Origin of the sequence: Flavobacterium pygoscelis (assembly GCF_023162025.1) — a bacterium.
Taxonomy (GTDB): Bacteria; Bacteroidota; Bacteroidia; order Flavobacteriales; family Flavobacteriaceae; genus Flavobacterium; species Flavobacterium pygoscelis.
The window spans coordinates 142188-164206 of the sequence record NZ_JALNUB010000005.1; the positions used below are offsets into that span (position 1 = coordinate 142188).

Below are 22019 nucleotides of genomic sequence, written 5' to 3' on the forward strand. Positions count from 1 at the left end.
TGATAACCTATTATTTAAAAACAATAAAATTATTTCCTAACTAACATTCTCTTAATTTCATTGAGTTTCATCAAGGCCTCCATAGGGGTAATGGTATTTATATCTAGATTTAAAATCTCTTCTTTTATCTCTTCTAACAAAGGATCATCTAAATTAAAGAAACTCATTTGCATTTCGTCTTTAGCCTCTTTAATTCCATTTAAGGCATCACTAGAATGATTTTTCTCTAATTTTTTCAAAAGCTTTTGCGCTTTCAAGATTACTATTTGTGGCATTCCGGCCATTTTCGCCACATGTATTCCAAAACTATGAGCACTCCCTCCTTTTACTAATTTTCGAATAAAAAGAACAGTGTCTTTGAGTTCCTTTACTGCCACGTTATAGTTTTGAATTCTAGGTAAAGATTCACTCATTTCATTCAATTCGTGGTAATGGGTAGCAAACAAGGTTTTAGGTCTTGAAGGATGCTCATGCAAAAACTCTGCAATTGCCCAAGCAATAGAAATTCCGTCATAGGTACTAGTTCCTCTTCCGATCTCATCTAACAATACCAAACTTCTATCTGAAATATTATTCAAAATTGAAGCCGTTTCATTCATTTCGACCATAAAAGTAGATTCACCCATCGAGATATTATCACTCGCTCCTACTCTAGTAAATATCTTATCAACAATACCCATTCTAACACTCTCTGCAGGAACAAAACTTCCCATTTGAGCCAACAGTACTATTAAGGCAGTTTGACGCAAAATAGCCGACTTACCAGACATATTAGGACCGGTAATCATAATAAGCTGTTGGGTTTCTCTATCCAAGAAAACATCATTGGCAATATACGGAGTACCTACCGGCAATTGTTTTTCGATAACAGGATGTCTTCCGTTTTTAATTTCTAGTTCGAATGTCTCATCTAATTCTGGGCAAACGTAATTATTTTCTATGGCGAGTTGCGTAAAAGAACACAAGCAATCCAACTGCGCTACCAAGTTTGCATTCATCTGGACTGGCTTAATATAAGTAGCAATCCAACCAACCAATTGCTCGAACAACTCTGCTTCAATTTTATGAATTTTCTCTTCAGCTCCTAGTATTTTTGTTTCGTATTCTTTAAGCTCTTCCGTAATGTAACGCTCAGCATTAACTAAAGTTTGCTTGCGAATCCATTCCGCTGGAACTTTATCCTTATGCATGTTTCTCACTTCTATATAATAGCCAAAAACATTATTAAAGGAGATTTTTAGTGAAGAAATTCCCGTTGCTAGAGATTCTCTTTTTTCAATTCCGTCTAAGAATTCCTTACCAGAAGTTGATATAGCGCGCAAATCATCCAATTCTGCATGAACGCCTTTAGCAATAGCATTTCCTTTAGCAATAGCTACCGGAGCATCTTGATTCAATACCGTTTTTATTTTCTCACGCAACAATTCGCAACTATGCAAACTATCACCAATAATTTTTACTGCTTCTTGCGGACTTTGCAAGGCTAAATCTTTAATCGGAATAATAGCATCCAATGATTCTTTTAGATAAACCACCTCACGAGGAGATACTTTTCCGGCTGCTATTTTAGAAATTAAACGTTCTAAATCAGATATTTGTTTGATTTGATTTTGAATATTCTTTAAAACATCTTGATTGGCTTTCAAATAAGAAACCACCTCATGACGACTTTTTATTTTAACACTATCTTTCAAGGGCAGAGCCAACCACCTTTTTAGCAAGCGGCCTCCCATTGGCGAAAGCGTTTTATCAATAACATCCAACAAAGTAACAGCATTTGGATTGTAACTGTGATATAATTCGAGATTACGAATTGTAAAACGATCCATCCAAACATAAGCGTCTTCGGCAATGCGCTGAATACTCGTAATGTGTTGCACTCTATTGTGTTGCGTTTCAGAAAGATAATATAAAATTGCTCCCGAGGCAACAACGCCCTCTTTAAGATCTTCTACTCCAAACCCTTTCAAAGAAACGGTTTGAAAATGCTTTGTTAAGGTTTCAAAAGCATAATCTTCCTTATAGATCCAATCTTCTAAATAAAAACTATGGTAATCCTCTCCAAAAGTTTCTCGGAAATCATTCTTATTATTTTTTGGAATTAAAACCTCACTAGGATTAAAATTCTGTAACAGCTTATCTATATATTCTGCGTTTCCTTGAGCCGTTAAGAATTCACCTGTAGATACATCCAAAAAAGAGATTCCTATTGATTTATTGGCAAAGAAAATAGCAGCCAAAAAGTTATTTGTTTTAGACTGTAAAACCTCATCATTCATAGAAACACCAGGGGTAACAAGCTCAGTAACTCCTCTCTTAACTATTGTTTTAGTCATTTTGGGATCTTCTAGCTGATCGCAAATTGCTACACGAAGTCCTGCTTTGACTAGTTTTGGCAAATAGGTGTTTATAGAGTGGTGCGGAAAACCAGCCAAGGCAGTCTCTGTTTCTGAACCTGCTCCACGTTTGGTTAGAGTAATACCTAAAATCTTTGAAGCCCGTACTGCATCATCACCAAAAGTCTCATAAAAATCCCCAACACGAAACAACAAACAAGCATCAGGATACTTTCGTTTAATCTCGTTATACTGCTTCATTAAAGGCGTTTCCTTAACCAATTTATCTTTAGATGCCAACTTACTTTATTTTAAAAATGAATGAAAAAAATTCTGTGAGCGAATTTATAGATTTATAGTCAATTATTAAAGATCCAAAAAAATATTAATGATTTTTAAGATGAAATTAAGCTATTGGCATGATTTTTTCTTTAAATTTGTCAAACCAATTAAAAAAAACAAATAAAATGAAAAAGATAATTACACTAGCATTATTACTAGTTGTAGGAGTTACGGCTTCTAACGCTCAAGAAACTTCAAAAGCACCTAAGAAAATCAAAGCTAAAACTACAGCAGTTGCAAAAATTGAAGGTGCAGGAATGGTTTTTCAAACAGAAACTATTGATTACGGAACTGTTGCTTATAATTCTGATGGTAAACGTGAATTTATATTTACTAACAACGGAAACAAACCATTAATCATTACTAATGCACAAGGTTCATGTGGTTGTACAGTTCCTACTTATCCAAGAGAACCAATTGCTCCAGGAGCAAAAGGAGTTATTGGAGTAAAGTATGATACTTCTAGAGCAGGACAATCATTTAATAAAACAGTAACTTTGACAACTAACGCTGTTGAACCAACTAAAGTACTTACAATTAAAGGAAATGTTTTAGCAGCTGATGCCGCAAAAAGCTAACTAATATAAATTAATAAGAAGAAAGCTTCCCTTCAATAGGAAGCTTTTTTTTTGAATAATACCCAAAATATGAGAAAGCTTGAAAATAGCGAATTAAATCGAAAATCTGTTGAAGGTTTCAAAGAATCCAAAAAAACGCCGATTATTTTAATATTAGATGACATTCGTAGTTTACACAACATTGGTTCTGTTTTTAGAACAGCAGATGCTTTTTTGATCGAAAAAATATACCTCTGTGGCATTACTGCTACGCCTCCCAACAAAGAAATACATAAAACGGCTCTTGGAGCTACAGAAACAGTTGCATGGGAACATCATCAAAACGTTCTTGAAGTTATAGAAAACTTAAAAAAGGAAAACGTAATGACGCTCGCTATAGAACAAGTAGAAAGCGCTGTTTTTCTTCAGGATTTTAAAGTTGAAAACAAAAAGAAGTATGCTTTAGTTTTTGGAAATGAGGTTTATGGAGTTTCTCAGGAAGCAGTTGCACTATGTGATGGATCAATTGAAATTCCACAATTGGGAACCAAACATTCTTTAAACATTTCAGTTAGTGCCGGAATTGTAGTTTGGGATTTATTTTTTAAAATCAAGCAGTTAGAAAATAAGGTAGATTAGAAAATGTGAAAATTAATATTTTCTACTGATTTGTTTTCTTTTGAATTTCATCTAAAATAAAAAGGTAGTCTTCTTGATTTTTAACGAAATCCCTATCGGAAACATCAATTATCAAAACGTTTAGTTCCGTTTGAGATTTTATATAATCCAAATAGCCATTATTAATCTTATCTAGATAATCTGCAGGTATTTCTTGTTCGTAACTTCGTCCTCTTTTTTTTATGTTTTGAAGCAAACGCTCTGAATTTTGATATAAATAAACATACAAATCGGGCTTTGGCATTTCTTTATAGATGATATCAAATAGATTGCGATACAAGCGATACTCATCATCAGCCAAGGTAATTTTAGCAAAAATTAGCGATTTAAAAATATGATAATCTGCAACTATAAAGTCTTTGAACAAATCAAATTGAGCTAAATCATCTGATAATTGTTGGTATCGATCTGCTAAGAATGACATTTCTAAAGGAAAAGCATATCGGTTTTGATCTTTATAAAATTTAGGTAAAAAAGGGTTATCCGCAAAACGTTCTAAAACAGTTTTTGCATTAAAATCCTCTGCAATTTTAGTAGCTAAAGTTGTTTTTCCCGCTCCGATATTCCCTTCAAAAGCAACATAATTAAATTGCTCTAAAGGAATATTTCCCAAAGGGCTTTTTAAATTTTGAACTATTTTACATTCACTTTCATCAAGAGAAAATTCTAATAATTCTACAATATTTTTTTTAAAAATAGGATGCTTCCAATCTAGATTTAAATCCCGAATTGGCAATAGAACAAATTTCCTATCTTGCATCAAAGGATGCGGAATCTGTAACTTTTCAGAATTAATTATTGCTTCATCAAATGCAATAATATCAACATCAATAATTCTAGATTGATATCCTGGAACTACGCCACGAACTCTTCCCAACTTTTTTTCTACTTTTAGAACTTGCGACAAAATTTTAGAAGCAGAACTTGTTGTATGCATCATTAAAGCACAATTGTAAAAAGCATCACTATCAAAACCCCAAGAAGGACTTTCGTATAACTTAGAAACCTTAATTACAGTTCCTATTTCTTGATGAATTAATGCTATACAGTTCTCAATAGTTTCCAGTCGATTGCCTTGATTACTCCCTAGCGATAAAATGACCTGATGTTGTGATTTCATATTAACCGCAAATTAACTAAAACAAATTTAGATAAGTCGCATCTTTATAAAGCTTGTTAATAACTAATTTTAGAATTATAACCTTTAAATTTGTAACATATTAAGCGCATCGAATACTTATTAAAAAAACACAAATATGAAATTTTTAGGAAATGTATTAGCGACCATCATAGGGATTTTTGTATTCTTTATGTTGTTCTTCTTTGGAATATTACTTATTGGAGCCGCTTTTGGTGGCGAATCTGAAGTTGTTACTGTAAAAAGCAACTCCGTAATCGAATTGAATTTAGACAGAATACAAAATGACTATACAGGAAAATATAAAGATCCTTGGGTCACTATCTTTTCAGATAACAAAAAAATAGGATTAACTGATATCATTAATTCAATTGAAAAAGCAAAAACAGATACTGATATCAAAGGAATATCTATCTTAAATGACAATTCATCCTTAGGAATGGCACAAAGCAAAGCACTTAGAGATGCGCTAGAAAGCTTTAAAAAATCTGGAAAATTTGTAATGGCTTATGCTAATTCATATTCACAAAAAGAATATTACTTAAACTCTGTTGCCAATACGATTTACATAAATCCTGTAGGCGATATGGATTTTAAAGGTCTCTCGGCAGAAATTATGTTTTTCAAAGACTTTCAAGAAAAAACTGGCCTTAAAATGGAAGTTATTCGTCATGGTAAATACAAAAGCGCAGTAGAACCCTTTTTAGAAAATAAAATGAGTGATGCCAATAGAGAACAAACTACAGCATTACTAAATTCGGTTTGGAGTTCTGTCGTTTCTGATATTTCTAAAAGCAGAAACATTTCAGTTACCAAATTGAATGAAATTGCAAATGGACTTTTGGCTCGAACACCAGAAATGGCAAAGGCAGAAAAACTAGTTGACATTATCGCTTATGAAGACGTGTACCACAGCGCTATCAAAAAAGCATTGAAAGTTGCTGAAAATGAAGACTACAACAAAGTAAACATAACCGATTATGCTCAAAAAATAGCCACAACAGCTCAGTCTTTTGACAGTAAGGATGAAATTGCAATTATTTACGCACAAGGAGAAATTATGAGTGGCGAAGGTGATGTAAACGTTATTGGCGAGGGTTCTATGCGTCGTTCTTTACAACAAGCCAGAAAAAATAAAAATGTTAAAGCAATTGTACTCCGTATTGATAGTCCAGGAGGAAGTGCATTGACTTCTGATTTGATTTGGAGAGAAATAGAATTAACCAAGAAAGTAAAACCAATAGTGGTTTCGATGGGTAATTATGCTGCTTCTGGCGGATATTATATTGCTTGTAATGCGAATACCATTTTTGCAGAGGCAAACACGATAACAGGTTCTATTGGTGTTTTTGGTGTACTTCCTAACTTTACTGCATTAGCAACTAAAATAGGAATCAACACTGAACAAGTTAAAACGCATGAAAATGCGGCAAATTATAGTCCATTTGTCCCTATTGACGAAAATTTTAAAGCAGTGACATTAGAAGGTGTAGAACACATTTACAAAACTTTTGTAACGCATGTTGCAGAAGGTAGAAAAATGACATTTGACCAAGTAGATGCTATTGCACAAGGTAGAGTTTGGACAGGTTCCGAAGCGTTAAAAATTGGTTTGGTAGATAAAATTGGCGGACTAAATGATGCTATTGCAAAAGCGGCCTCTTTAGCTAAAATCACCAAATATAGCACTCAAAATTATCCAGAGTATCAGAAAAATTTGGATGATTTATTAGCTAATTTGCCTTTTGCTACCTCTAAAGCAACTTTTATAAAAGAAGAAATTGGAGAAGATAATTATCGCATTTTACAAGAAATTAAAAGATTGCAAACTAGATCAGGAGTTCAGGCTATAATGCCTTTTGAAATTAATATCAATTAATTTTTATACTACTTAACTACAATCCGTTTGAAAGAAATTTTAAACGGATTTTTTTATTTTAATTTTAGCCCTATCAAGCTAGAGTCGATATAATACTAATGCAATAGACACTAGTAAATTATAATTACTATTTTTGCTACAATTACATACATTATTATTGCCTTATAAATCTAAACAAAACTAAATTATGTTAAAAACAATATTAAAAGTTATTGGCGCCTTCATCATACTTTTTCTGATTGCTTTATTTACTATTCCTTATTTTTTTCAGGATCAGATAAAAGCAAAAATTGCGGAAGCTATCAACGAAAAAGTTGATGCAAAAGTTAGCTTTTCGGATGTAGATTTAAGCTTAATAAAAAATTTTCCTGGTGCTAATGTTACCATCAGCAAATTGGCAATTATAAACAAAGCTCCTTTTGAAGGTGACACACTAGTATCATTAGGCGAGCTTAATTTAAAAATGTCTATTAAAGAATTATTTAAAGATAAAAAAGAAGCGATTAATATTGATGGAATTTCATCAAAAAACGGATTAATCAATATCATTTTCAATAAAGAGGGAATTGGTAATTTTGATATTGCTCTAAAAAATAAAGAGACAAAAGACGAAGGGAAAAGCGATCCTTTATTATTAAAAATTAAAGATTACAAAGTAGAAAATTTTCAATTTCGCTATTTTGATGAAACATCCAAAATAAAAATGGTTATTGATAGTTTAAATCATCAAGGAAATGGAGATTTTGCTTCGCAGAAATTAGATTTAGTCACTAAATCAACTGCAAAAGTTTCATTAGACATGGATAAAGTCAACTACATGAAAAATGTTGCCTTAACCCTAGATGCAGTTTTAGGTATTGATTTAGAAAAAAGTAAATATACTTTTAAAGAAAATAAAGCGCTTATTAATCAGTTGCCTTTGCAATTTGATGGTTTCATTCAAATGGTAGAAGCGGGTCAAGTTTATGATTTGAAATTTAAAACGCCAACTTCTTCATTCAAAAACTTCTTAGGAGTAATTCCTGCGGCTTATTCTGCCAGTTTAGACAATGTAAAAACAACAGGTGATTTTACAGTTGTAGGATTTGCAAAAGGATTGTATTCTGATACAAGTGTACCAAAATTCAATATTGATATTAATTCAAAAAACGCCTCATTTAAATATCCTGACTTACCAAAAACAGTTGAAAATATAATTATTGATACTAAAATCATAAATGAAACAGGAATTCTAAATGACACTTACGTAAACATTGGTCAGCTATCTTTTAGAATAGACCAAGATGTTTTTAATGCAAAAGCAAAGATTACAAATGTTACGCAGAACGCAATCGTTGATGCTGCATTAAAAGGAACCATAAACTTGGCTAATTTAACAAAAGCGTATCCTGTTAAATTAGACAAACCTTTATCTGGAATTTTAAAAGCTGATGTTACGACTAAATTTGATATGGAATCGGTTGAGAAGAGTCAATATCAAAACATTAATAATGCGGGAACAATGAGCTTATCTGGTTTTAAATACGCAGATGAGAACGGAAAAACCATGAATATTAGTACTGCGTTGGTTCAATTTAACCCAAGTCAAGTTAACTTGAAACAATTTGATGCCACTACTGGAAAAAGCGACATTAGTGTAACAGGAATTCTAGAGAATTTCTATGGTTTTATATTCAGAAACCAAGAATTAAAAGGAAATTTCTTTATGAACTCGAAACAATTAGCTGTTGATGATTTTATGACTAAAGGAGAAGAGTCTAAAACCGATGCTAAAAAAGCAGAAGCAATGAAAATTCCTGCTTTCTTAAATTGTACGCTTACCGCAAAAGCGACTACGGTTTTATATGACAATTTAACCCTGAAAGATGTTTCTGGAAAACTGATCGTAAAAGATGAAAAAGTAACTTTAGAAAACGTAAAAACTTCCATATTTGGTGGTACAATCGGTTTGAGCGGAGACGTTTCGACTAAAGGAAAAATTCCGACATTCGACATGAATTTGAATTTGAATCAAGTGGATATTGCTCAGACTTTTACCCAACTGGATATGTTGAAAAAAATAGCACCAATTGCAGGAATTGTGAATGGAAAATTAAATTCGACTATTAAATTAAATGGAAATCTTGATGCAACTGAGTTTACTCCTGATTTAAAAAGTATAACTGGTGATTTATTAGGGCAACTACTTTCTACCACTGTAAACTCTAGCAATTCAACTTTATTGACAGCATTGAGTTCTAATATTAAATTTATTGATGTAAGTAAAATTAACTTGAATGACATCAAAGCTGCTATTACTTTCAAAGATGGAAAAGTAAATGTAAAACCTTTTGACATAAAATATCAAGATATAAAAGCAACAATAGGCGGAACACATGGCTTTGACCAAACTATGAATTATAACTTAAAGTTTGATGTTCCTGCAAAATATTTAGGTTCAGAGGTAAATGCTTTAATTGCAAAATTAGCACCAGCAGATGCAGCAAAAATAGAAAGCTTTCCTGTAACCGCCATGTTAGTAGGTAATTTTACAAATCCCAAGATTACAACCGACATTAACAGTGCCGTAACTAAACTTACAACACAATTAGTGAATCAGCAAAAGGATCGTTTAGTAAAACAAGGAACCTCAGCATTGACAGATTTGTTAAATAAAAACAAAAAACCTGGAGATACCGTTAAAACAGTTATTCCGGCAACAAAAGAGGAAGTAAAAGCAAAAGTAAATGAAGAGGTAAAAAAGAAAGCAGCTGATGTATTGAATGGTTTTTTCAATAAAAAGAAAAAAGTAGCCGATACAACAAAGGTGAATTAAAAATTGAGTTATTTTAAAAAAGGCTAAAAAGTAAATTACTTTTTAGCCTTTTTTTTATACGTTTATGTTTACAATATATCCTTCTGAACTACGAACATTGAATACAGTTCCGTCATCAAAAATTAAATACTGCCCTTTTATACCTTTTAATTTTCCTTGAAATTGTGGTGTTTTATCTAAACTTAAACTAGCCACTTTCGTTGGATATTCTAAAACAGGATAATGCATTTCATACAGATCATTTTTTTGACTAAAGAAATATTCTTGCACTTCTGTTGGAATTAATTTTTCTAACTTCAATCTTTCTGCAATCAAATCTACATGTTCTACTGAATTAGTTAGCATTTTTCTCCAATTCGTTTTATCGGCATAATGATTCTTCAAGGCAACTTCTGTAATTCCAGCCAAATATCGATTGGGAACTTCAACAATAGAAATCGCTTCATTAGCGCCTTGATCAATCCATCGTGTGGGCATTTGAGTTTTTCTAGTTACACCTACTTTCACTTCACTTGACAAAGCTAGATACACAATGTGTGGCTGCAACTGTACTTTCTCTTCATAGGCTAAATCTCTGTCGGCAATACCCAAATGAGCCGTGCTTAATTCCGGTTTCATAATCCAATCTCCAACCGAAGCACTTGAATAAAAGCAATCATAGCAAAAACCTTGACGAAATATTTTTTTCTTTTTACCACAATTCAAACATTGGTAACCCACAAAGTTAATCTCTATATTTTTATCCAATAATTGATTAACATTTAGAAAACTATTTTCGAAAACCAAGTAATATTGTATTGGATTTCCAAATTCGGTTTGCATTTTGGTTAGAACACCTTCGTAAGTCATTGCGATTATTTATAGTTGTTGAATGAAAGTAAACTTATGATTTAAACTCACTTTGTAGAACACAATATGTTCTTTTGTAATTGTGATATTCAATCTTTAGTACAATATAGAAGTGTTTTTTATAAAAAAACACTATTTTTGATACTTTGACAAAGTTAGTATTTGTCAATCGATATTCAAATCTTAAATTAACAATCGTTACTCTAAAATCAGAAATCTAAATGCCACTAACCATAATCAATTCGTTTGCTTCTTGGGTTCTCAAACAACGAATCCATCAAATCGAACTTTTCTTGAAATACCCAAATGAAGTTCAAGAAGAATTACTTATGAATTTAGTGCAGTCCTCAAAAAACACGGTAATTGGTAAAAAATACGATTATACTTCTATCAATTCCTACGCTACTTTTGCAGCTCGAATTCCAATTTCTTGTTATGAAGAATTACAACCCTTGATAGAAAGGACGCGTCAAGGAGAACAAAATGTTTTTTGGGAAGAGCCGATAAAATGGTTTGCTAAGTCTAGCGGAACTACCAATGCCAAAAGCAAATTTATTCCGGTAAGCAACAAAGCATTAGAAGAGTGCCATTATAAAGGAAGTAAAGATTTATTGTGTTTGTATTTAAATAACAACGAAGATTCTTCACTTTTTACTGGTAAAAGTTTACGCTTAGGCGGAAGCTCACAGATTTACGAAGACAATGATACTTTTTTTGGTGATTTATCGGCGATTTTAATTGAAAACATGCCAATTTGGGCAGAATTCAGTAGCACACCAAGTAATAAAATTTCGTTGATGAGCGAATGGGAATCTAAAATAGCTGCCATTATAAATGAAACCAAAAATGAAAATGTAACTAGTTTTGCCGGTGTTCCTTCTTGGATGTTAGTTTTAATGAATAAAATGCTAGAGGAAACGGGCAAAGGAAATTTACTTGAAATTTGGCCTAATCTAGAAGTATATTTTCATGGAGGAGTAAATTTCGAACCTTATCGAGAACAATATCAAAAAATATTACCCAAAAAAGATTTCAAATACTACGAAATATACAATGCCTCCGAAGGTTTTTTTGCCATTCAGGATGTAAACAATTCTAGTGATTTATTGTTAATGTTAGATTATGGAATATTTTATGAATTTATTCCGATGGACACATTTGGAACACCCAACCAAAAAGTAATTCGATTAGCAGACGTAGAATTATTCAAAAATTACGCTTTAGTAATTACTACTAATTCTGGATTATGGCGTTATTTAATAGGCGATACCGTTCGTTTCACTTCATTAAACCCATATCGCATTCGGGTTACGGGTAGAACCAAACATCACATTAATGTTTTTGGCGAAGAATTGATGGTCGAAAACACCGATCAGGCTATTGCCAAAGCGTGCCGATTGACTAATACACAAGTTGTTGATTATACTGTAGCACCCGTATTTATGGAAGGTAAAGAAAAAGGCGCTCACGAATGGATGATTGAATTTAAAGAAAACCCACAAGACCTAACTAATTTTCAAAAAATATTAGACGAAGCGATACAATCTCTAAACTCTGATTACGAAGCCAAAAGACACAATAATATGACGCTAAATCCGCTAATAATAAATGTAGCACGCAAACATTTATTTTACGACTGGCTGAAAGATCACAATAAACTGGGCGGACAACACAAAATCCCTAGATTGTCTAATCATAGAGATTATTTGGAACAGTTGAAAAGTATGCAGTTTAGTATCGTAGTTTAAATTTATAGATTTATAAAGGAAAATTTACTGATTGGTTTGATTACTTTTTTTATACATTACTCCATCATATCAATATGTCGGTCATGGTATCCTAAAAGATATAGAACACCATCCAATCCTAAGCTTGAAATAGAACTTCCTGCTTTTTCTTTAACGGATGGTTTAATATACATTGGCTGTATGGCAGCTTTTTTTGACTAATTATTATAATTTTGTAAAATACCGTATCGAAATGATTAGGGTATTTTACGTTTTAAAAAAACATGAAAAAAACAAGAAAAAAAATAGACGAAGCAAGAATAAAATTGAATAATGCAAAATTCATGCTTTTTATGATTTTGATATTTATTGGATTATATATTGTCTTTAATATAGCAAATAATACAATTGATTTTCCATCAATTATTATTTTCATTGTCATTTTATATTTTCATCAACAAACTAAAAATAAATATAAACTACTTGAGAGGAAAGATGAACTGCCTTCTAATCTGAAACAAGAAAAATAGTTACATAATTCTAGTAGCACTCATTTTTAACTTTGTATTAATTCTAAAGAAAAATTAAACAACTTTAATTTTTTTTCCAATAACAATAATTTATTGTAAATTTTTAAACGTCTAAACAAATGAGATTTAAATGATTATTTAAATTTATATTATTGTTTTTATCCGTGGTTTTATTAAATATAATACTGAATAAATTCATAATTACAACAGAAATATTATACAACTCCCTCTCTGACAAACTTAGTAATCAACAAATAGAGAAAATTTTTAAATTTAAAATGCAGTGGCAATGGGTGGGTTATCTAATTATCCCTATAGTACTACTAATCAAAACAAGCCTAATAGCAAGTGTACTGTATATGGGTACATTTTTCTTCAGCAAAACAACAGTTACATTTAAACAATTATGGGGTTTTGTAATTACAGCAGAGTTTGTATTTCTATTAATCCCTATATTTAAAATCATCTGGTTTTATTTTTTCCAAACGATTTATAATTTAGAAGATATCCAATATTTTTATCCATTGTCTGCATTGAGTATTGTGGGATATCAAGGTCTAGAACCTTGGTTGATTTATCCTTTCCAAGTACTTAATTTATTTGAAGTGGCCTACTGGCTACTTCTCGCTTATTTTATTGGTAAAATTACCGAAACGAATATGGATCGCGGGCTAAAAATTGTGGCTTCCAGTTATGGCAGTGCTTTATTGCTGTGGGTCGTGGTCATCATGTTTTTTACTTTGAATTATTCCTAAAAAAGCAAAATGAAAAAATATCTTAAATTACTAATACCATTAATTTTTATTAGTTTGTTAACTTTTTTGGGCTACCAAATAGTGACTAAAATAAACCATAAAAAAGAAGTGGCAGCCAACATAAAAACCATTCCTACTTTTAAGTATCAAAATATAAATGGTGAACAATTTTCCAATAATAATTTAAAAGTAGACACCCCAACTCTCTTTATCTACTTCAACAGTGAATGCGAGTACTGTAATGAAGAGACAAAAATGATACAAGAACGTATAGATCAATTCACACCAAATCAACTTGTCTTTGTTTCGTTTGAAAAGCCTGAAAAAATAGAATCTTTTGCTAAAAAATACAACCTTCAAAATTATGATAACATTCATTTTGTATGTGACACTAAAGTTACTTTCGCTACTACCTTTGATGTTCAATCTTTGCCTTGCTTAGTTTTATATGATAAAAAACAACAACTAATTGAGAAAATAAAAGGGCAAACTAAGGTAGAGGTTTTGCTAAAAAAACTACAACAAAAAATATGACATTCCTCCTTTGTCAGACTTGAGCGAAGCGAACAGGCGAAGCAATGACAAAATGAAGCAATAGCAAACTAAAATAATGACTACAAAGCATATCGAAAAAACCCATACACTACAGCTCGACCAATCTGATTGTGGTGTTGCGTGTTTATTGTCCATCATTAAATTATATGGCGGCAAGCAATCTATTGAAAAGTTACGTGAATTAAGCGGAACTACCAAACAAGGCACAACCTTACTTGGTTTGTATCAAGTTGCTAATGAATTAGGATTTAATGCCGAGGGTTGCGAAGCAGATATACAAGCGTTAATTGATCACAAACAACCGGTAATACTTCATGTAGTAATAGAAGAGAAACTACAACATTACGTGGTTTGTTATCAATATGATGACCAAAAAGGTTTCTTAATTGGCGATCCTGGTAAGGGAATTCATTATTTATCGGCAACTGAATTAGATGAAATTTGGGTTTCAAAAAGCTGTTTAACATTAGAACCCAATGAAAACTTTGTTAAAGAAACTGAAGTCAAAAATGCGCAACAAAAGTGGTTTTTAGCATTACTAGAACCAGACTATAAATTACTTTGGATAAGTGTGCTACTTGGTGTTTTTGTGGCAGGTTTAGGAATGGCCATGTCTTTGTTTTCTCAAAAACTAATTGATGACATTTTACCTTCGCATAAAATTAACAAACTGATCTCTGGAATTGTATTATTGGCTATATTGCTTTTGGCACGAGTTGGAATTTCGGTATTGCGAGAGTTTTTCCTACTACAACAATCTAAAGATTTCAATAATCGCATTAATTTTCAGTTTTTTTCCTCTTTGCTTCATCTTCCAAAACCTTTTTTTGATACGCGAAAAATAGGGGAATTAGTTGCTCGACTGAATGACACACAAAGAGTTCAGCGAGTGATTAAGATGCTGGCAAGCAGCTTAGTAATTGATGTATTAGTTTCTATTATTTCGTTAGTTTTCTTGTTCGGTTACTCATGGAAATTAGGTTTAATTTCACTATTGACCATGCCTGTCTATTTTTACATTATTTATAGAAGTAACAAAGCCATAATTGAAGCACAAAAATCAGTTATGCAAAGTTACGCCTTTAACGAAAGCAATTATATCAATACTATTCAAGGAATTTCTACTATAAAAAACGATAACAAACAAGCGGTTTTTAGCAAAACCAATGAAATGATTTTTGAGAACTTCCAAGAAAAACTACTTCATTTAGGAAAAATAAATATTCGCCTTTCCTGGCAATCAGGACTGGCAAGTGTTTTCTTTTTGACCGGAGTTTTAATTTACACCTCTATTCAAGTTTTCAACAAAGAAATTAAATTAGGGGAATTAATGGCGATTTTAGGGATCGTAGGTTCCTTATTACCATCAATTGCAAATCTAGCATTGATATCAATACCTATCAATGAAGCCAAAATTGCTTTCACTAGAATGTTTGAATTTGCTTCTATCGAAAAAGAAAAAGAAGAAGGTGTTGCAATCGATGAAATTAAAAGTGTTTCATTAACAAATCTATCTTTTCGATTCGCGGGACGAAGTGAATTATTTTCGAACGTTAATATTAAAATAGAAAAAGGAAAACTAACGGCAATTGTGGGAGAAAGCGGTAGCGGGAAAAGTACAATTGGTCAAATATTACAACGCTTTTATAATTTTGAAAAAGGAACTATTACCGTTAATAATACATACCAACTATCTGAAATTGAATTACAAAGCTATCGCAAATTGATAGGCGTAGTTCCGCAAGATATAATCATCTTCAATGGCAATGTGATTGATAATATTTTACTTGGAGCAACTGAAACTCCAGAGAACATAATTTCATTCCTTACTGAATATGGTTTTGAAGCTTACTTTAATCAATTGCCACAAGGATTAGCAACGATAGTGGGAGAAGAAGGAATTAATTTATCAGGTGGACAAAAACAAATTATAGCTTTAGCTAGAGTATTATATAAAAAACCGCAGTTTTTAATTTTAGATGAAGCGACATCGGCAATGGATAGAAACACAGAGAATTTCTCTATGGCGTTATTAGCCAAAATAAAACCTAGCTGTGCTATTTTCTTTATCTCACATCGCTTGAATACCTTGAAAAAAATTGCAGATACTATTTACGTTCTCGAAAATGGGACACTATCAACCACTGGAAATCATGAAGAGTTGATGGAAACTACTAATTTTTATAGTGAATATTGGCAAGACTAAATAAATTTCATATAACAAAGAATTATGTTTAACTAGCGCATTTAATTAGAGTAATTGAAGAGCATGCAATTGGAGAAGGTATAGTTGTATAATTGAAATAATTCGAACTTTACTCCTCCTCCATCATATCAATATGCCTGTCGTGATATCCTAAAAGATACAAAACTCCATCGAGACCTAAACTAGAAATAGAACTTCCTGCTTTTTCTTTTACGGTTGGTTTTGCATGAAAAGCAATTCCTAAACCAGCCAAACTTAGCATTGGTAAATCATTAGCGCCATCTCCTACTGCTATCGTTTGATTAATATGTATCCCTTCTTTATCTGCAATAGCTTGCAAATATTCGGCTTTCTTTTTGCCATCTACAATTTCGCCGAGATAATTCCCTGTCAATTTACCATCAATAATTTCGAGTTCGTTTGCGTGAACATAATCGATTCCTAATTCCTTCTGTAAGTATTTACCAAAAAACGTAAAACCACCAGATAAAATAGCCGTTTTATAACCGTAATATTTCAAGGCTTTCATCAAGCGATGCGCTCCTTTTGTGATTGGTAAATTTTCTGCAACATTTTGCAATACATCTTCGCTTAGCCCCTTTAATAACGCCATACGCTGTTTAAAACTTTCACTAAAATCTATTTCGCCGTTCATAGCTGCTTCGGTGATCGCACGAACTTGTTCTCCTACACCTGCTAATTCTGCTAATTCGTCTATAACTTCAGTTTGTATCAAAGTAGAATCCATATCGAAACAAACTAAACGGCGGTTTCTACGATACATATTATCCTCCTGAAAAGAAATATCAACGTTTAAGGTTCGTGAAATTTCCATAAAACTAGCCGTCATAAAAGTTTTATCTACTATTGTACCGGTTACGGAAAGTTGAATACAAGAACGAGGAAATTCTTCTTTTTCAACAATAGAAACCCGACCTGTTAATCTTTTAATGGCATCAATATTTAACTTTTGATTGGACAAAATTCTTGTCACAGCCGCCAATTGAACAGCAGTAAGTGTTTCTCCCAAAACATTGATGCTGTAACGTTGTTGGCGTTGCCCTTTTACCCAAATTTCATAATCAGCAATAGAGATCGGAATAAACTTAACTTTAACTTCCAATTCATAAGCTTTAAATAACAAATCTTTCAATACAGGCGCAGAAGTGGATCCCGCTTTTATTTCAAATAAAATCCCTAAAGAAAGTGTGTCATGAATATCAGCTTGACCAATATCTAAAATTATTGCATCATAGTTAGCCAACACAGAGGTTAATCCTGCCGTTACACCTAATTTATCTTGACCAGAAACTTTTAATAAAATGACCTCTTTATCCTCTACTTTCATCCTGCATTATTTTGATTATGAAGTAACAAAAATCGGTATTCTAATCATGATAAAAAAAAATAATGCTGCTTTTTAGACACAATAACAAATAGTGTAAAATTGACACAAAAAAACCCGCTCAATTAAATGAACGGGCTAGTCTTTTTATCAAATATGCAATTTTTAAGAGGCAATCTCTAATCGCTTCAATAAATTTTTATTTAATGTTTCTTGTGCATACTTCACATCAATTTCTAATGTTTTATCATCAGAACTTGGCAATTCATACATCGCATCGGTTAAGATTGCTTCGCATAAAGAACGCAATCCACGAGCTCCTAATTTGTATTCTAATGCTTTATCTACAATAAAATCTAACGCTTCATCCGTGATCGTGAAAACGACTTCATCCATCAAAAATAACTTTTCGTATTGTTTGATTAACGCATTTTTAGGTTGCGTCAAAATTGCTCTCAACGTTTCTCTGTCCAAAGGATCCATGTGTGTCAATACTGGCAAACGCCCAATTATCTCCGGAATTAAACCAAAATCTTTTATATCTTTTGGGATAATGTATTGCAATAAATTGTCTTTGTCAATATTATCTACGTTTTTAGAAGTAGAATAACCAACAGCCTGACGATTCAATCGTTTAGAAATAATTCTTTCTATACCATCAAAAGCACCACCGGCAATAAACAAAATGTTCTGCGTATTGACCTCAACGAATTTTTGATCTGGATGTTTACGACCTCCTTTTGGTGGTACATTTACAACAGTTCCTTCTAATAATTTCAGTAAAGCTTGTTGCACCCCTTCTCCAGAAACATCACGCGTAATAGATGGATTATCGCTCTTACGAGCAATTTTGTCAATCTCATCAATAAATACGATTCCGCGTTCTGCTTTGGCCACATCATAATCAGCTGCTTGTAGCAAACGAGTCAAAATACTTTCGACATCTTCTCCCACATAACCTGCTTCGGTAAGCACTGTTGCATCAACAATTGCCAACGGAACGTCAAGCATTTTAGCAATAGTCTTAGCTACTAATGTTTTTCCTGTTCCTGTTTGTCCCACCATTATGATGTTACTTTTTTCAATCTCTACTTCGTCATCTAATTGCTGTTGCATCAAACGTTTGTAGTGATTGTAAACCGCAACCGACATTACTTTTTTAGTTTGATCTTGACCAATAACGTATTGATCTAAGAACGCTCTAATTTCTTTAGGTTTTTTCAAAATCAAATCACCAACAGCTTTTGAACTTCCGCCAGATTTTAATTCTTCTAAAACAATTCCGTGTGCCTGTTCGATACATTTATCACAAATATGCGCATTGATTCCAGCAATCAGCAAGCTGGTTTCTGGTTTCTTTCTCGCACAAAACGAACATTCTAATACTGCTTTTGCCATTCTTTTAAGTCTAAAGCCAAAAAGTCATAAAGTCAAAAGTCATTCGCATTGCTCCTGACTTTCGACTTTCGACTTTCGACTATATTTTTACTTTCTTATTAAAACCTCATCAATCATTCCGTATGCTTTTGCTTCTTCAGCAATCATCCAATAATCACGTTCACTATCTAAATGAACTTTATCAAAAGTTTGTCCTGAATGTTGAGAAATGATATGGTACAATTCATCTTTCAATTTCAACATTTCACGCAAGTTGATTTCCATATCAGTAGCAACTCCTTGTGCTCCTCCTGATGGTTGGTGAATCATAACTCTTGAATGTGGCAATGCCGAACGTTTTCCTGCTGCTCCTGCACATAGTAAAACCGCACCCATAGAAGCTGCCATTCCTGTACAAATGGTTGCTACATCTGGTTTGATGTATTGCATCGTGTCATAAATTCCTAAACCAGCGTAAACACTTCCTCCTGGAGAGTTCAAATAAATTTGAATATCCTTTGAAGCATCAGCGCTTTCAAGAAACAATAATTGTGCTTGAACGATGTTTGCAATTTGGTCGTCAATCCCTGTTCCTAGGAAAATAATACGGTCCATCATTAATCTTGAGAAAACGTCTAATTGTGAAATATTCAACTGACGTTCTTCTATAATATAAGGAGTCATATTAGTTGGTGGAGTCATTGCACCTACGATTTTATCGTAATACATTGAGTTCACTCCTTGATGCTTTGTAGCAAATTTTTTAAATTCTTTACCGTAGTTCATTTATATAAGTTTAAAAGTTTGAATGTCTTAAAGTCAAAAAACATAACGCAAAGGTCGTACCTTTTTATAGTTAATGTCAATATGTCTCGTTTTTAGCCCAGGTAGCAGTGAAAAGCTTTTTGAAATCGTGTTGCTTTTTTTCTTGCACGAAAAGAGCGACTGGAAGAAGCTCCTTTTCTTGCTTAGAAAAAAGCAAACCCGATGAAAAAACTTGCAACGGATAACTGGATTAGCTCCTGACAGTATTATAAATAAAAAGAGCGCCAAAAAATATTTATTTTGACGCTCAAATATACTTATTATTTAGAAATTATTCTCCGTATGAAGCGGCAATAAATTCTTCATAAGTCACTTCTTTAGTTGTTGGATTTGCTTTTTCTTTAAACAAGTCAAGCATTTTTTCTCCTACCACTTGGTCAGAAAGTCTTTTTACTTCGTCTTGGTTAGACAACACTCTAGCCACAATTCCTTGAACTTCTTCGTCCGTTGGATTTGTTTGACCAAATTGAGCCATTTGTTGACGGATATTTTTTGTAGTGAATGATTTCAAGTCTTCAAAAGTAACTTTGATTTCGTTTGTAGCCATTGCTCTACCTTCGATCAACTGAAAACGCAATCCTCTTTCCGATCTTGCATATTCTACTTCAGCTTCTTCAGGAGTCAATTTTTTCTCCCCTACTGTTTGCAACCATTTTTTTAAGAATTCAGCTGGCAAATCAAATTTCGTGCTTTCGATCAAGAAATCTTGAACATCAGCTAATAATTTTTGATCAGCTTGTTGCGCGAATTGAGTTTCAGCATCTTCTTTGATTTTAGCTTTCAACTCCTCTAATGTAGCTACATTTCCAGCTCCAAACAATTTATCGAACAACTCTTGGTTTAATTCTGCCAATTCTGAACCGTTGATTGCTTCGATTGTGAAATCTACATCAACAGCGATTGTATGCACGTCATCATGACCAATTTTCATTACGTCCATCAATTGATGTGCGTCTTCAAACAAACCATTTGTATTTACAGTCACAACGTCACCAACTTTTTTACCGATGAATTTATCAGCAGTCGCTTTGTCTTTGAACATATCCAGAGAAATAGTCGTTGCATTGTTGATTCCAGCTTCTTCGTTTGCGAAAGTTCCCGTAATATCTGAATCTGCCACCACAACTTCTTGAGGAATTGCAGTACCAAATTGTTTTTGGATACGTGCTACTTGACCGTCAATCAATTTATCGTCAGCTTTAACTACATATTTTACAATGTCGTTTTTACCTTCAAGATCCAAAGTAAAGTTAGGAACTAGTCCAATTTCAAATTCAAAAACCAATTCTTCAGCATCCCAAGAAAAGTTCTCGTTTACTTTAGGAAGTGGAGTTCCAAGAAGGTTTAATCTTTCTGATTGCACAAAACGCTCCAAAGCTAAGTCAACCACTTTTTGAACTTCTTCTTGTTTGATTGCTTTTCCGTATTGTTTTTCAACAAGATCTTTAGGCACAGCCCCTTTTCTAAATCCTTTAACAGTTGCCAAAGGCATTTTTTCGTTTATTCTTTTTGCTACTTGACCTTTGTAATCCATGTGAACTACAGTCATTACAATTGTCTCGTTTACAGCGTCTATTGCTACTCTTTTGATATCCATCTTCTTCTTTAATTTATTATTATAAATTCGGACTGCAAAATTATAAAATTTTTACAAGTTCCACAAGCTTTTTACTGCTGAACCTTACGAGTGAAATCTGAGGTAAGAAATCTAGAATATGTGGTGTGTTTTGGGTATGTCACACCTCCGTTCCGCTGCGGATGGTCAGGCTTTTCGTTGCAATCTTTTTAATCATTTCGCTATAGCTACATGATAAAAAAGGATTTTAACTGCAAACGAAGTTCACTGAATACCAAAAAATAAAATATAATGAAGTAATCCTTCACGCGGGTTGTGTGTGGAATTGGTGTTTATTTTAAAAATTTCAATATCGTAATTGCTTCACTTTGTATATAAAAAAAATACTTTTTTGTAAGATTAATATTTATATTCGCTAATAATATAAACTTGTATTATTGATTATACCTCTGCAAGTGAGATAACGAAAGAGTTAAATATGTGATAGCTGAAATTGAGCAAAAAAAAAAAAACACAGAATTTAACAATC

General features: G+C 32.6%; 16 protein-coding genes. 9 read left to right on the top strand and 7 right to left on the bottom strand.

The genetic code is table 11. The features are described from left to right. Window positions 1-29: 29 nt before the first annotated feature. Complete coding sequence (mutS, locus tag MW871_RS09465; RefSeq protein ID WP_248428356.1) at window positions 30-2636, bottom strand: DNA mismatch repair protein MutS; 2607 nt, start codon at window positions 2634-2636, stop codon at window positions 30-32. A gap of 167 nt (window positions 2637-2803) precedes the next feature. Between mutS and MW871_RS09470 the strand changes: the two genes are divergently transcribed. Both MW871_RS09470 and MW871_RS09475 read left to right on the top strand, forming a co-directional pair. Beyond that, entirely contained in the window at window positions 2804-3256 is a 453-nt protein-coding gene (locus tag MW871_RS09470; RefSeq protein ID WP_248428357.1) for a DUF1573 domain-containing protein, read from the top strand. Window positions 3257-3325: 69 nt separating this feature from the next. Further along, entirely contained in the window at window positions 3326-3874 is a 549-nt protein-coding gene (locus MW871_RS09475) for an RNA methyltransferase (RefSeq protein ID WP_248428358.1), read from the top strand. Between the two features lie 22 nt (window positions 3875-3896). Here the strand turns inward: MW871_RS09475 and folK are convergent, their stop codons facing one another. Further along, window positions 3897-5033 (bottom strand): 2-amino-4-hydroxy-6-hydroxymethyldihydropteridine diphosphokinase, encoded by a 1137-nt coding sequence (gene folK, locus MW871_RS09480; RefSeq protein WP_248428359.1) that lies wholly within the window; start codon window positions 5031-5033, stop codon window positions 3897-3899. Window positions 5034-5169: 136 nt separating this feature from the next. Between folK and sppA the strand changes: the two genes are divergently transcribed. Continuing rightward, window positions 5170-6930, top strand: a complete 1761-nt coding sequence (sppA, locus tag MW871_RS09485) for a signal peptide peptidase SppA (protein ID WP_248428360.1) — start codon at window positions 5170-5172, stop codon at window positions 6928-6930. 187 nt (window positions 6931-7117) lie between these two features. After that, the gene (locus MW871_RS09490) at window positions 7118-9745 is read left to right on the top strand and encodes an AsmA-like C-terminal region-containing protein (protein ID WP_248428361.1); all 2628 of its coding nucleotides are present in this window, start codon (window positions 7118-7120) and stop codon (window positions 9743-9745) included. A 54-nt stretch (window positions 9746-9799) separates the two neighbouring features. On the opposite strand, the gene MW871_RS09495 is transcribed toward MW871_RS09490, so the two are convergent. Then, window positions 9800-10594, bottom strand: coding sequence for a DUF2797 domain-containing protein (locus tag MW871_RS09495; RefSeq protein WP_188048841.1), 795 nt, complete (start codon window positions 10592-10594; stop codon window positions 9800-9802). Between the two features lie 221 nt (window positions 10595-10815). Here MW871_RS09495 and MW871_RS09500 point away from each other — a divergent pair, with 221 nt between their 5' ends. The 5 genes from MW871_RS09500 (at window position 10816) to MW871_RS09520 (ending at window position 16367) form a co-directional block, all read left to right on the top strand. Next, on the top strand, window positions 10816-12342 hold the full coding sequence (locus MW871_RS09500) for a GH3 auxin-responsive promoter family protein (protein WP_248428362.1): 1527 nt from the start codon (window positions 10816-10818) through the stop codon (window positions 12340-12342). 263 nt (window positions 12343-12605) lie between these two features. Further along, on the top strand, window positions 12606-12851 hold the full coding sequence (locus tag MW871_RS09505) for a hypothetical protein (protein ID WP_248428363.1): 246 nt from the start codon (window positions 12606-12608) through the stop codon (window positions 12849-12851). Between the two features lie 278 nt (window positions 12852-13129). Continuing rightward, complete coding sequence (locus MW871_RS09510) at window positions 13130-13606, top strand: hypothetical protein (protein ID WP_248428364.1); 477 nt, start codon at window positions 13130-13132, stop codon at window positions 13604-13606. Window positions 13607-13615: 9 nt separating this feature from the next. Then, the gene (locus MW871_RS09515; RefSeq protein WP_248428365.1) at window positions 13616-14140 is read left to right on the top strand and encodes a TlpA family protein disulfide reductase; all 525 of its coding nucleotides are present in this window, start codon (window positions 13616-13618) and stop codon (window positions 14138-14140) included. Between the two features lie 76 nt (window positions 14141-14216). Continuing rightward, a complete protein-coding gene (locus MW871_RS09520) occupies window positions 14217-16367 on the top strand; it encodes a peptidase domain-containing ABC transporter (protein WP_248428366.1) in 2151 nt (716 codons plus the stop codon). A gap of 109 nt (window positions 16368-16476) precedes the next feature. On the opposite strand, the gene serB is transcribed toward MW871_RS09520, so the two are convergent. The 4 genes from serB to MW871_RS09540 all read right to left on the bottom strand — a co-directional run bounded on the left by serB (window position 16477) and on the right by MW871_RS09540 (window position 21511). Then, the gene (gene serB, locus MW871_RS09525) at window positions 16477-17715 is read right to left on the bottom strand and encodes a phosphoserine phosphatase SerB (protein ID WP_248428367.1); all 1239 of its coding nucleotides are present in this window, start codon (window positions 17713-17715) and stop codon (window positions 16477-16479) included. Between the two features lie 162 nt (window positions 17716-17877). Next, window positions 17878-19110 carry an ATP-dependent Clp protease ATP-binding subunit ClpX gene (gene clpX / locus MW871_RS09530; protein WP_210644580.1) on the bottom strand — a complete coding sequence of 411 codons (1233 nt, stop codon included), beginning with the start codon at window positions 19108-19110 and terminating at the stop codon, window positions 17878-17880. A gap of 87 nt (window positions 19111-19197) precedes the next feature. After that, the gene (gene clpP / locus MW871_RS09535; RefSeq protein WP_188048845.1) at window positions 19198-19875 is read right to left on the bottom strand and encodes an ATP-dependent Clp endopeptidase proteolytic subunit ClpP; all 678 of its coding nucleotides are present in this window, start codon (window positions 19873-19875) and stop codon (window positions 19198-19200) included. Window positions 19876-20185: 310 nt separating this feature from the next. Beyond that, complete coding sequence (locus tag MW871_RS09540) at window positions 20186-21511, bottom strand: trigger factor (protein WP_210644582.1); 1326 nt, start codon at window positions 21509-21511, stop codon at window positions 20186-20188. Window positions 21512-22019: the final 508 nt, after the last annotated feature.

Bases quoted from the DNA above. Each gene is read 5' to 3' on its own strand.
- MW871_RS09470 (WP_248428357.1), top strand. From the start codon at position 2,804: ATGAAAAAGATAATTACACTAGCATTATTACTAGTTGTAGGAGTTACG.
- MW871_RS09475 (WP_248428358.1), top strand. From the start codon at position 3,326: ATGAGAAAGCTTGAAAATAGCGAATTAAATCGAAAATCTGTTGAAGGT.
- folK (WP_248428359.1), bottom strand. From the start codon at position 5,033: ATGAAATCACAACATCAGGTCATTTTATCGCTAGGGAGTAATCAAGGC.
- sppA (WP_248428360.1), top strand. From the start codon at position 5,170: ATGAAATTTTTAGGAAATGTATTAGCGACCATCATAGGGATTTTTGTA.
- MW871_RS09490 (WP_248428361.1), top strand. From the start codon at position 7,118: ATGTTAAAAACAATATTAAAAGTTATTGGCGCCTTCATCATACTTTTT.
- MW871_RS09495 (WP_188048841.1), bottom strand. From the start codon at position 10,594: ATGACTTACGAAGGTGTTCTAACCAAAATGCAAACCGAATTTGGAAAT.
- MW871_RS09500 (WP_248428362.1), top strand. From the start codon at position 10,816: ATGCCACTAACCATAATCAATTCGTTTGCTTCTTGGGTTCTCAAACAA.
- MW871_RS09505 (WP_248428363.1), top strand. From the start codon at position 12,606: ATGAAAAAAACAAGAAAAAAAATAGACGAAGCAAGAATAAAATTGAAT.
- MW871_RS09510 (WP_248428364.1), top strand. From the start codon at position 13,130: ATGCAGTGGCAATGGGTGGGTTATCTAATTATCCCTATAGTACTACTA.
- MW871_RS09515 (WP_248428365.1), top strand. From the start codon at position 13,616: ATGAAAAAATATCTTAAATTACTAATACCATTAATTTTTATTAGTTTG.
- MW871_RS09520 (WP_248428366.1), top strand. From the start codon at position 14,217: ATGACTACAAAGCATATCGAAAAAACCCATACACTACAGCTCGACCAA.
- serB (WP_248428367.1), bottom strand. From the start codon at position 17,715: ATGAAAGTAGAGGATAAAGAGGTCATTTTATTAAAAGTTTCTGGTCAA.
- clpX (WP_210644580.1), bottom strand. From the start codon at position 19,110: ATGGCAAAAGCAGTATTAGAATGTTCGTTTTGTGCGAGAAAGAAACCA.
- clpP (WP_188048845.1), bottom strand. From the start codon at position 19,875: ATGAACTACGGTAAAGAATTTAAAAAATTTGCTACAAAGCATCAAGGA.
- MW871_RS09540 (WP_210644582.1), bottom strand. From the start codon at position 21,511: ATGGATATCAAAAGAGTAGCAATAGACGCTGTAAACGAGACAATTGTA.